Raw genomic sequence first — 11,058 nt, forward strand, 5'->3', positions numbered from 1 at the left:
TGGTGTGCACCGCCCTCGTGTCGGCGGCGGTTGTCACCCTTGGCGCTCCGTTAGTTCCACAGGTGCAAGAGACCTTCGGCGTTGGCGCCGAGGCATCTCAGTGGTCGTACACGATCACCTTGCTCGTAGGTGCCACGCTGACGCCCTTGCTCGGTCGGCTGGCGGACGGGCGCCGCCGCAGGCCCGCGATGCTGGTGGTCTGCGCACTGGTCACGCTCGGATGTGCGATCTCCGCCTTCGGGACACACTTCGGGATCTTCCTCGCTGGCCGGGCGCTCCAAGGCATCGCGGTGGCACTGGTCGCGATGACCATCGCGTGCGCCCGGGACCTGGTCACCGGCGCGGCGGCCGTGCGGCTGGTCGCGCTCCTGTCTATCACCACAGCGCTCGGTGCCGGGGCCGCCTACCCGGTCACGACGTTCACGGCGGACCACTTCGGGCTGCGCGCGGCCTACGGTGGTGCCGCGGTGCTCGCGCTGCTCGTCACGCTGGCCGTTGCTGCTGGGTTGCCGGGGACGGTGCCGGTGAACCGCGGCTCTCAGCTGGATGTGCGCGGCGCGGTTGTCCTGATCGCTGCCACGGCATCCGCGCTGCTCGCTATCAGTCAGGGCAACTCCTGGGGCTGGTCCAGCGCCAATGTGTTGGTTCTCGGAGCGCTCGCCCTCGTCCTGCTGCTCTTATGGGTCCGGCTCGAGCTCCGTGTGGCGCACCCGCTGGTGGAGCTGCGTTTGTTCGCCCGGCGCAACGTGCTCGCGGCGCATCTCACGGGTTTGCTCATGGGGGTGAGTCTGTACAACACGCCAGTGCTCATCACGCGCATCGGCCTCGCGCCCACAAGTACTCAGTTCGGGGTGGGGCTCACCCTGAGCGCGATTGGCGTGGTGATGATCCCGATCGCCATCTGCAACTACTTGAGCAGCCGCGCCGCGACCGCGGTGGCGCGAGTATGGGGCCGACGGGTTGCACTTGCGTCGGGGGGTGTCGTTGGCGCCTTGGGACCACTGATGCTGATCAAGGTCGACGGGCGCCTCTCGCTGTTGGTGCTAGCGGTTGTGCTGACGTCCTGCGGGGCAGGGGCGACGTTCGGGACCCTGCCCGGACTCGTCGTGGATACGGTCGAGCCGGGAGAGACGGGCAGCGCTACGAGCGTCAATATCCTCTTGCGAGCAGTCGGCGGGGCGGTAGGCAGTGCTGTCACCGCTGCGCTGATCGGTGCAGCCGCGGGCCCGGCCGGCGAGGCAACCATGACCGGGCTGACCTGGGCCGCCGTGGCCTGTGCAGCCACATGCGTTGCCTCGGTCGTGGTCAGCTGCAGCGTGCCTAGCCGGCGTGTCCGCAGCGATCGGCGGCTAGCGGCCCTCGAACCAGTCCCACTCCCAGGGGCGGATTGACAGCATCGGGGTGCTCAGCAGGACGTGTTCGACATCGCCGGGCGCGCTCGCACGCCCGATCCAGTCGGGCTGTTCGTCCTCGATGCGGGCGCTGGTCTCCAGCACGTCGCCGTCGAGATAGAGGATGCGAACGACCAGGTCGCTCTCGCCGCCCGTAGCCGGCGACCCGAACACACCTGCTCCTTCCGCGAACCTGTACGTCGCCGCACCCGCAACGCCAGGAATCGCAAGCATCGCCGGGATCAGGTCGCGGTCGAGTGCCGCGAAGTAGGCAGCGCCGGCGGGGACCGAGGGAGCGGCAGTCCGCGACAGCGTGAGGTGGACGCCCCGATGTGGTCGGTGAGGTATGGCAGCTGGCGAGACGAGGACGCGTGCGGCCGCATATTCCTTGACAGGATGGAAGAAGCCCACGGGACGCCGCTCGGTCCAGGCCAGCTCCGGGCGTCGCCCCCACCACAGCGCTCGCTGGTTGAGGTCGGTCCAGGCCTGCAGCGCCGGCTCCAACGGGGCTTGGAAGCCGTAGGCGACGGCGTACTGGACCGGTGCGAAGGCGGTGTCGCCGACATGGCCGGCCGCCGCGCAGCCGGGGGTGCGGACCCACCGGTCCCCCCAGGCGACGCCGGGCAGGAGTTCGTTCTCCGGCAGATGGTCGAGCTGGTGCCATGCGTTGTACTCGGCGTGCCGGGTCATGTCGGTGAGGTGCGTGAAGGTGAGGAAGAGTCGCTCCGTGCTCATATCGGCCAGTCCTCGACCTGCAGCCACTCGCGGACGACCGCGTCGTTGTCGGCGCCGAGCTGAGGCGCTGGAGCGGGTTTGTCCTGCCCCCATCCAGGCGATCGAGTGACAAGACCCGGAACCGGGAAGGATCCGACGCCTGGCTGATCGACTTGATGGAAGAGGTCGTTGGCGGTCACGATCGGGTCGCTCACGAACTCGGCGATCGTGCGGTAGTCGCCCCACAGAACGTGGCCGGCGTCAAGTGCGGCGACGGCTCCAGCGTGGGTGTGAGCGGAGAACCATGGCGCGAGGATCGCCGAGATGAGGTCGCGGTGCTCGTATCGTGCTGCCTCCTCGCCGAAGTCCACACGGAGCGTCATTTGAAGGCTCTGGAGAATGGCGTGTGTCCCGGTCAGCTCGACCAGCTTGTCCCAGTGGCGAGCCGTGAGTGCGACGACCATGACTCGTCGGCCGTCAGCGGTCGCGAAGTCGCACCCGTAGCTGCCATAGAGATAGTTGCCGTCGCGGAGCCGTCCCGATCCGTTTACCACCGCGTCGGCGACGAAGCCGAGGTGGGCCATGGTCGCGGCTGCGACGTCTGCGAGGTTGACTTCGACAAGTCGGCCGCGGCCCGTGGTGACGCGTTCGGCGTGCGCTGCCAAGAGCGCCAGCGCAATGTGCAAGCCAGTGAGCAGGTCCCACGCGGGCAGCACGTGGTTGACCGGGAGCGAGGAGTCCACCGGCCCGGTCAACCACGGCAGGCCCACCTCAGAGTTGATCGTGTAGTCGACGGCCGGGCGCCCGTCGCCGCGGCCGGCGATGTGAACGACGATGACGTCAGGTCGGACCTGCTTGAGCTTCTCGTAACCGAGCCACTCCTGTCCGACGGCGTTGGTGACCAGCAGGCCGTGGCCGCTGCCAGGCGCCGCTAGGAGCGAGCGCACTATGTCGCGTCCTGACTCCGACCTCAGATCGACCTCGACCGAACGTTTGCCCTTGTTCAGGCCGGCCCAGTACAGGCTCGTCCCGCCTGCGCTTCGCGGGAGGCGCCGCGTGTCGGTCGCACCGCCGACGGGATCCACGCGCACGACGTCCGCCCCGAGTTGGGCCAGCGCCAGCGTCGCCGAAGGCCCGGCGACATACGTTGACAGGTCGAGGATGTGAAGGCCGGAGAGCGGTCCGCTCATGCGAACGGCGAGGCGTAGGCGATGCCCTTCGCGGCCGCCGCCTCAGCGATCCAGCCGTCGATCTGATTGGCCACCTGGTGCGAGACGAGCTCGATCCACATTCCGGGTGACTCCGGGTTGTAGTGGAAGGTGGCACGGCCGATCCCGCCGTCCTCGTCAACGCCGTTCAGCTCGCGCCGGTAACCCTTGGCTTCGAGCATCGCCGCGGCAGCGCGTAGGTCATCGGTGTAGTAGCCGAGGTGGTGGACTCTGCGCCCACCCGTCACGTTGAGGTAGGGAGCCGGGTTGATCTGCTCGAGCAACTCGATGAAGTGCGGGCCCTGCAGCGAGTAGGTGAACCGGACCTCGCGCCCGACGATGCCGTCGGGGCATTCGAGCGGCACGGTGGAGCTCAGCGGCGGCGCCCAGTCGAGGCGCAGGGCGTCGCCCATGGCTGCCATCGCGTTGTCGAGGCTGTCCACGATGATGCCGGTGTGGTAGAGCCGAAGCAGTGGCTCGGTGGTCATGGCAAGGCCCCTCTCTGTGGTTCACTCACGGACGCTACACCATGCTAAGTAACCGTGGCAGGGTCGATGTCGGCCAACGTGGAAGGTTTCTGCACGGCCCTTGACAGAAGGTGTCGTGTGACCCCAGTCTCAGACAAGTTAGCGATGTGAAGGATTCTGTACGGGTCACTCCTGAGGCAACGAGGAGAGCGCATGATCTCGCTGGTCGTGACCAGCTTGTCGCAGGCGGCGGTGCTGATTCCGCTAGTCCTGGCGGTCAGTCTGGTGTTCCGCGTGAGCGGAGTCGTCAACTTCGGCGCGGGGAGCTTCTGCGTCTTCGCCGGCACTGCGTGCGCGTCTTGGGGGGCGAGCAACGGCGCTGTCGGCGTTGTCCTCACGATCGTGGCCGGCGGCATCCTGGGCGCTCTGTGCTACGCGATCGCGATCGTGCCTGCGCAGCGCAAGGGAGTGCCGGTCATCGGCCTCACCCTCGCAACGCTCGGCTTCGGCCTGCTCCTCAACTTCTTGACCCGGACATGGTTCGGCGGAGAGCCCTCGATCGTCCAGCCCTGGATCCGTGGGTCCGTCTCGATCGGCACCTACGAGACCTCGAAGCAGCGGCTGCTGGTCATTGGCTTGTCGATCCTCCTCCTGCTGGTGATGTGGTTCTTGTTCGACAGGACGCTGATCGGGCACAACCTCGCGGCCGTCTCCTTCGACCACGAACTGGCACAGGTGTACGGCGTCCGCACGATGCGGTTCGAGCTGCTCGCGTGGGTCGTTTCGGGCGCCTGCCTGGTAATCGGAGGCATCTTCCAGGCGTCTCTCGCCAGTGTCTCGGTGGACGTGGCACCGACCCTCCTCGTCCTCAGCCTCGTCGGTGCCGTGATCGGCGGGCTCGGAAGCCTCTTCGGCGCGGTGGGCGGTGCCGTCGTGGCCGGCTTAGTGATGACGCTTACCGACCAGCACATTGCTGCCGGTTACCACCTGACCTCACTCCTCGTGATCCTGTCCCTGGTGTTGCTCGTGCGGCCGACAGGGCTGTTCACCTTCCGCGGAACGGCAGAGCGCGTATGAGCACCATCGGACTGGACAAGGCCACTGGGCGCAAGGTGGGCGGCGCCTCTCACAAGGCCGGCGGACTGAGCCAGGCACTGACTTCGGCGTGGGCCAAACATGTCGCAGGGCCGCTGGTCCTGGTGATCATTGGGCTCATCGCCGGTGGCAACGACTACTTCGTCCACCTGGCGACCGCTGCCGTCATCGCCTATATCCTCACGGCGGCGTTCAACATCGTGTACGGCTACGCGGGCATCTTCAACCTCTCGATTGTCATCACCTACGGCCTTGGTGCGTTCACCAGCGTCTACCTCGAGGTCCAGTTCGGGATGCCCTTCTGGCCGGCGCTTGCGATCTCGATTGCGGTCACCACCGCGCTGTCTGTCCTGGTGGCGGTTCCGACGAGGGGCCTCAACGAACTGTTTCTCGCCATCCAGACGCTAGCGTTCGCGCTTGCGCTCGCCGAGATCACGGCGAACTGGGAGAAGTTCAGTGGCGGCACGATCGGCATCTATGCGATTCCGTTGCCGACGTTGTTCGGTCACGAGCTCACCGGAGGTTTCCTGTCGTACTACTGGCTTGCTGCCTTCTTCGCGTGGCTCACGTACGAGCTCGTGCTACGCATCCACCGCTCAGCGATGCGGCGCAAGCTGACCGCGCTGCGCGAGGGTCCCCGTGTTCTCGCCGCAGTGGGTGTCTCACCCGACTCGACCCGGCTCGTTGCTTTCGCGCTCTCAGGTGCGCTCGCAGGGCTGGCCGGCGTCCTCTTCGCCCACTTCCAGCTGGTGATCGACCTCGAAACCTTCAGTTTCACCCGCCTGGTTGCGCTGTTGCTCGCCGCGATCCTCGGCGGCGCCGGGTATTTCCTCGGTCCCGTCTTCGGCGTCGTCGCCATCCTGTTGATGGACGAGCTCTCGCTTGCCACCAGCCAAGCCCAGGACCTGGTCTACGGTGTGGGCATTCTGGTGCTCGTCGTCCTTACCCGCGGAGGCATCGCCGGCTGGCTGGACAATCTCATGAAGTGGATCGTCCGGCGACGGCGACCAGATTCGGTCGAGTCCACCGATGAGCTCGAGCCGGATGATCCAGGTGGAGGTGGCGACGCCCTCACTGAGACCGTGACACACAACCTCGCCGCCTCGGTCAAGGCCGTACATCGGGACTTACGGGTAGAGGCGCGTGGCATCTCGGTCGCCTTCGGCGGCAACACGGCGGTCAACGACGTCTCGATCTCCTTCGCAACCGGCGAGGTCGTCGGGCTCATCGGCCCGAACGGTGCCGGCAAGACAACCCTGCTCAACGCGATCACCGGGGATGTCCGGGCGACCGGCTCGATCCGTCTCGGTGGCGAAGAGATTCTCGGTACGCCTCCGCAGAAGCTCGTCCAGTCGGGAATCGGCCGGACGTTCCAGAGCCCGAAGATCATCCCCGAGCTGACACTGTTGGAAAACGTCATGCTCGCCGGAGACGGCATCGGCAAGGTCGGGTGGTTCCGTCAGTCGTTGCTGAGTCCAGCGGCTCGAAAGCAGGCGCTCGCCGGCCGCGACCGGGCGATGACGTTGCTCACCGACCTTGCCCTCGCTGACCGCGCCCACAGCCTTGCCGGAGACCAGCCGTACGGCGTGCTCCGTTTGGTCGAGATCGCGCGCAACCTGATGCTCGACCCTGCATTCCTGCTGCTCGATGAGCCTGGTGCCGGTCTGACCGAGTTCGAACGCGAGGAAGTCGCCGCGACCGTTCGGGCGCTCGGTGCCCGCGATCTCGGCGTGGTCCTGGTCGACCACAACCTTCCTCTCATCACTGGCGCCTGTGATCGCGTCTACGTCCTGGACCACGGCCAGGTCATCGCCGAAGGCCCGCCCAACGAGGTCTTCGCGCAGCAAGAGGTCATCTCCGCCTACCTGGGGGTCCCCGGATGAGCACACCGCTTCTCGACGTACGCAACCTGACGGTCGGCTACGGCGACCATCAGCCCGTCCTGCATGACGCTTCCTTCGCGCTCAACGAGGGCGAGCTGCTCGGCCTGGTCGGGATGAACGGCGCCGGGAAGACGACCCTGATGCGAGCCCTCAGCGGCGGGCTCAGGCCGAGGTCGGGAGAGGTCTCGTTCCGCGGCACCCGTATGAATGGGTCGTCGACCGCTGCCAGCGTGCGCAAGGGGATCGTGATCCTGCCGGAGGGGCATCGTGTGCTTCGTCCGCTTACGGTCGAGGAGAACCTTCAGATTTCCGCTATGCGGCTGAGCCGACGCGCCGTGCGACGCCAGATCGCCGAAGTGCAGGATCTAGTCTACGGGCTCTTTCCGATCCTTGCCGAACGACGCACCCAGCTTGCCGGTCTGCTGTCCGGAGGAGAGCAGCAGATGCTCTCCTTGGCCCGCGCCATCATCCAGCGGCCCAAGCTCCTGCTGCTCGATGAGCCGTCGCTTGGTCTCGCACCCGTCGTGGTCGAGAAGATCTACTCATCTCTGCGGTCACTGCAGGCTGCGGGCATCTCCATGCTGGTTGTCGAGCAGAACAGCGATCGGGTGGCCAGCGCTTGCGAGCGGATGATCGTCCTTCGCGACGGTCGGATCGCTGCCACGGGAACACCGTCCTCGCTCCAGGGAGCCGAGCTCCATGCCGCCTACTTCGGATCGGATGGCAAACGGCCGCCGGCCGTGGCTGCGGGCGCGGCGTCGTGCTGAGCGGCGAGGTCCCTCAGCTTCTCGACCCCAAGGTCGAGGTGGACCCGTATGCCTTCTATCGGCGGCTGCGCAATGTCGACCCTCTGCATCATGACGAGAGCACGGGGGCGTTGCTGATCACCCGGCACGCAGACGTCTTGGCCGCGTATCGTAATCCGGCGGTGACCACTGCGAACTACGCCTGGCAGCTCGAGCCTGTCATGGGGCGGACACTGCTGCAGCTGGACGGCGCGGAGCATGCGCGAATCCGCGGCATCCTGACGCCGCACTTCCGTGGGCACGGTCTGGACGGCTGGGTACCTTCGATCGAGCGGAACGTTGCGGCCATCGTCGATGGGGCCGTGGAAAATGCGACGCACCGATTGGCGCGGTGCTGGTCACCTGGAGACGAGGTCGACGTGGTGACCGCGTTCGCCCGATACCTTCCGGTCTACGTGATAGCGGACATGTTGGGGCTGCCGCACGAGGACCATGCGCGCTTCTACTCCTGGTATTCCGCGCAGAGCGCCTTTCTCTCCAATCTCGGTGGGGATCCGGCAGTCGAACGGAGGGGCGTCGAGGCGCTCGTGGAGCTGCGCGAGTACCTCCTGCCGCTGGTGCAGCAGCGGCGCCGGGGCGATGGGGACGACCTCATCTCGGTGCTCGCGCGTGCCGAGACGCCGTCCGGCCCGCTCGACGACGTCGAGGTCATGACTCATGTGACCCACTTGCTCAATGCGGGCTCCGAGACCACGGACCGGACGATTGCGAATCTGCTGCACCATCTCCTTCGCGACAGACGGTGGTGGGAAGCGACTCGGCTGGATTCCGGCATGGTGTCGGCGGCGATCAGCGAGACGTTGCGGCTGACGCCCCCCTCTCAGCTGAACGGACGGGTCACCTCTGCGGTCGTCGACCTGCCGAGCGGAACTATTCCTGCGGACACGTTCGTCATCCTGGTGATGGCCTCAGCCAACAGGGACGAACGTCGATACTCTCAGCCCGACGTCTTCAATCCCGCGCGCGAGGACGTCGATCACGCACGTGCCTTCACCAGTACAGGGGAGCACTTTGCGTTCGGCCACGGCCGGCACTTCTGTCTCGGTGCGTTGGTCGCCCGCGCGGAACTGACCTGCTCGCTGCGGATTCTGCAGGAGCGGTTCCCTGCCATGCGCCTTGCGGACGGGTTCGTTGTCCGCGACCGCGGCATCAAGATGCGTTCCCCGGCCGAGCTCCGCGTCGTCCTCTGACGCGGACGCAGCGGACAGGTTACCGGCCGGAATCAAGCTCGGCACTTGCCCGACCTCGGGACATGTAGAATACTTCACTATGCTAAGCAACTCGCCTGACGCTCGAGGAGTTACGCCTCATGCTCACCGTTGACTACGCAGCACGACGCTCGGTTGTCGAGCCGGACCGGCTGCGCCGCTTCTTCGGCGCTCGCAGCATCGCGGTTGTGGGCGCATCGCCAAGCTCCAGCTGGGCGCAGAATCTCCTCAACGCGATCGAGCTCGGTGGCGGAGTGAAGGACGTTCGCTTCGTCCACCCCAAGTACGAGGAGATCTTCGGGCAGGCGACCGTTCCGACCCTGCGCGACCTCGACGAGCCCGTCGACATGGCCTACATCATGGTGGGCCCGAACCGCGTCGACCCGATCCTCGAGGACGCCGCCGCTGCCGGCATCAAGAACGCTGTCGTCCTCGCCTCCGGCTACGGGGAGACCGGAGCCGACGGACGTGATCGGCAGCGCCGACTGGCGGAGCGCGCGGTCGAGCTCGACCTGACAGTCATGGGCCCGAACACCATCGGGTTCATCAACGCAGTGGACGGCGTGGCGCCCTGGGCCGTTGCCACACAGTCCGCACCCGTTGCGGGCCCGGTCGGTGCCGTGTTCGAGAGCGGCTCGATGGCGCGGGCGACGTATCAGTTCGCGCAGGCACACGGCGTGGGGTCGACCCTGTGGGCGTCGGTAGGCAATTCGGCCGTGCTGACGAGTCTCGACGTTCTGGACTACCTGATCGAGGACGACAGCACACGCGCCATCGCACTGTTCCTGGAGACCGTGCGCGAGCCGGACCGCCTCTTCGAGCTCGGCGCGAAGGCGCTGCGGGCCGGCAAGCCGATCGTGGTCTACAAGGCCGGGCGCAGCGAAGCAGGCATGCGCTCGGCCATGGCCCACACCGGTGCGATGGCCACCGACGACGCCGTCGTCGACGCGGCGTTCCGGCAGGCGGGCATGGTCCGCGTCGAGAGCGTCGAGGAGTTGGTCGCAACCGCTGGGGTGTTCGGCTACAGCCCGCGCCTGCCGCAAGGCCGCCGCATGGGCGTCGTGACCTCCTCGGGCGGCGGTTGCAACATCATCGCCGACCTCGCCTCGTTCAACAATCTCGCACTGCCGGCCTGGCAGGAGGACACCCGGTCCAAGCTCGCCGAGCACCTCCCCGAGTTCGCCTCGATCCTCAACCCGCTCGACACCACCGGCTTTGGTCACGCGCGAGCCAGGCCCCGTCCGACCAAGGCTGAGGACGACCTGATGGAGATCGCCGTCGACGACGCCGGCATCGACTTCATGTTCTCGATGATGACGCCACTGCCGGACGAGCGCCCGGAGGACCCGACGTTCATCGAGAGCCGAATGAAGATCATCGGCGGGATCGTGGCCGCGGCACCGGTGCCGGTCTTCCTCTCCTCGAACACCTGCCTCGACGTCTCGCCGTATGCTCAGTCACTGCTCTCCGCGAACAACCTCTTCCTGCTGCCCGGCGTCGACCTGGCGGTCACCTCCCTCGGCCATGTGGTGCGGTGGGTCGAGCAACGGAACTCGCTGCTGGTGAGCACGACCGAGGAACTGCCCTCCGCTGCCGTCGTCGCCGACGGCCCGACGGCCCGGACCTGGGCCGAGGACGAGGGGCGTGCCCTGCTCGAGGCCGCTGGCGTCCCGATCGTCCCGGCCTACCTGGTGAAATCCGCGGCCGAGGCCGCCGATGCGGCGGTGAAGCTCGGCGGCTCCGTGGCGATGAAGATCTGCTCGCGGGCAATCGCGCACAAGTCCGACGTCGGCGGAGTCGTCCTGGGCGTCGAAGGCGCCGAGGCCGCAGCGACGACGTACGACTCAATCATGGCAACGGTGGCGCACAACGTTCCCGACGCCGACCTTCGCGGCGTGCTCGTCTCGCCGATGCGGGAGCCCGGTCAGGAGCTGCTGGTCGGGATCACCGTCGACCCGACCTTCGGGCCGGTGCTGGCCGTGGGTCTCGGAGGCATCTGGGTGGAGGTTCTGCAGGACACCAGCCTGCGGGTGCTGCCGGTCAGCGCTCAGGAGGTGCGGCGGATGCTCGAGGAGCTCAAGGGTGCCGAACTGCTGCGCGGCGCCCGCGGAACGCAGGCGGCCGACCTCGACGCGCTGAGCGGGGCCATCGTGGCGATCGGCCGGGCCGCCCTGTCCGTCGGGCCGGATCTGGACACCCTGGAAGTCAACCCGCTCCGCATCACCGGCAGCCGCGTGGAGGCGCTTGACGTGCTCGTCACGACCACCGTGGGGGAGGACGCATGAG

The 11,058-nt window shown here is 67.0% G+C and carries 9 protein-coding genes; 6 read left to right on the forward strand and 3 right to left on the reverse strand.

What is annotated here, in order from left to right; genetic code table 11:
- Window positions 1-2 precede the first annotated feature (2 nt).
- Window positions 3-1,391, forward strand: coding sequence for an MFS transporter (locus ABZS66_RS38740; RefSeq protein ID WP_354766729.1), 1,389 nt, complete (start codon window positions 3-5; stop codon window positions 1,389-1,391).
- Here the strand turns inward: ABZS66_RS38740 and ABZS66_RS38745 are convergent.
- From ABZS66_RS38745 to ABZS66_RS38755, 3 genes are read right to left on the reverse strand one after another with little or no spacing between them, the layout of a single operon-like run.
- The gene (locus ABZS66_RS38745) at window positions 1,350-2,126 is read right to left on the reverse strand and encodes a hypothetical protein (RefSeq protein WP_354766731.1); all 777 of its coding nucleotides are present in this window, start codon (window positions 2,124-2,126) and stop codon (window positions 1,350-1,352) included. The genes ABZS66_RS38740 and ABZS66_RS38745 overlap by 42 nt on opposite strands.
- A complete protein-coding gene (locus ABZS66_RS38750; RefSeq protein WP_354766733.1) occupies window positions 2,123-3,295 on the reverse strand; it encodes a CoA transferase in 1,173 nt (390 codons plus the stop codon). The genes ABZS66_RS38745 and ABZS66_RS38750 overlap by 4 nt, the downstream gene beginning before the upstream one ends.
- Entirely contained in the window at window positions 3,292-3,801 is a 510-nt protein-coding gene (locus ABZS66_RS38755; RefSeq protein WP_354766735.1) for a VOC family protein, read from the reverse strand. The genes ABZS66_RS38750 and ABZS66_RS38755 overlap by 4 nt, the downstream gene beginning before the upstream one ends.
- A 192-nt stretch (window positions 3,802-3,993) precedes the next feature.
- Here ABZS66_RS38755 and ABZS66_RS38760 point away from each other — a divergent pair, with 192 nt between their 5' ends.
- From ABZS66_RS38760 to ABZS66_RS38780, 5 genes are all read left to right on the forward strand, one after another.
- On the forward strand, window positions 3,994-4,857 hold the full coding sequence (locus ABZS66_RS38760; RefSeq protein ID WP_354766737.1) for a branched-chain amino acid ABC transporter permease: 864 nt from the start codon (window positions 3,994-3,996) through the stop codon (window positions 4,855-4,857).
- The gene (locus ABZS66_RS38765; RefSeq protein WP_354766739.1) at window positions 4,854-6,758 is read left to right on the forward strand and encodes a branched-chain amino acid ABC transporter ATP-binding protein/permease; all 1,905 of its coding nucleotides are present in this window, start codon (window positions 4,854-4,856) and stop codon (window positions 6,756-6,758) included. The genes ABZS66_RS38760 and ABZS66_RS38765 overlap by 4 nt, the downstream gene beginning before the upstream one ends.
- Window positions 6,755-7,525, forward strand: a complete 771-nt coding sequence (locus ABZS66_RS38770) for an ABC transporter ATP-binding protein (protein WP_354766741.1) — start codon at window positions 6,755-6,757, stop codon at window positions 7,523-7,525. The genes ABZS66_RS38765 and ABZS66_RS38770 overlap by 4 nt, the downstream gene beginning before the upstream one ends.
- On the forward strand, window positions 7,519-8,754 hold the full coding sequence (locus tag ABZS66_RS38775; protein ID WP_354766743.1) for a cytochrome P450: 1,236 nt from the start codon (window positions 7,519-7,521) through the stop codon (window positions 8,752-8,754). Before ABZS66_RS38770 ends, ABZS66_RS38775 begins: the two co-directional genes overlap by 7 nt.
- 119 nt (window positions 8,755-8,873) lie before the next feature.
- Entirely contained in the window at window positions 8,874-11,057 is a 2,184-nt protein-coding gene (locus ABZS66_RS38780) for an acetate--CoA ligase family protein (RefSeq protein ID WP_354766745.1), read from the forward strand.
- Window position 11,058 lies beyond the last annotated feature (1 nt).

The organism is Dactylosporangium sp. NPDC005572 (genome assembly GCF_040605515.1).
Classification (GTDB): Bacteria; Actinomycetota; Actinomycetes; order Mycobacteriales; family Micromonosporaceae; genus Dactylosporangium.

What these genes read in the sequence shown, in the direction of transcription:
- ABZS66_RS38745 (WP_354766731.1), bottom strand. Translation starts at nt 2,126, where the DNA reads ATGAGCACGGAGCGACTCTTCCTCACCTTCACGCACCTCACCGACATG.
- ABZS66_RS38750 (WP_354766733.1), bottom strand. Translation starts at nt 3,295, where the DNA reads ATGAGCGGACCGCTCTCCGGCCTTCACATCCTCGACCTGTCAACGTAT.
- ABZS66_RS38755 (WP_354766735.1), bottom strand. Translation starts at nt 3,801, where the DNA reads ATGACCACCGAGCCACTGCTTCGGCTCTACCACACCGGCATCATCGTG.
- ABZS66_RS38760 (WP_354766737.1), top strand. Translation starts at nt 3,994, where the DNA reads ATGATCTCGCTGGTCGTGACCAGCTTGTCGCAGGCGGCGGTGCTGATT.
- ABZS66_RS38765 (WP_354766739.1), top strand. Translation starts at nt 4,854, where the DNA reads ATGAGCACCATCGGACTGGACAAGGCCACTGGGCGCAAGGTGGGCGGC.
- ABZS66_RS38770 (WP_354766741.1), top strand. Translation starts at nt 6,755, where the DNA reads ATGAGCACACCGCTTCTCGACGTACGCAACCTGACGGTCGGCTACGGC.
- ABZS66_RS38780 (WP_354766745.1), top strand. Translation starts at nt 8,874, where the DNA reads ATGCTCACCGTTGACTACGCAGCACGACGCTCGGTTGTCGAGCCGGAC.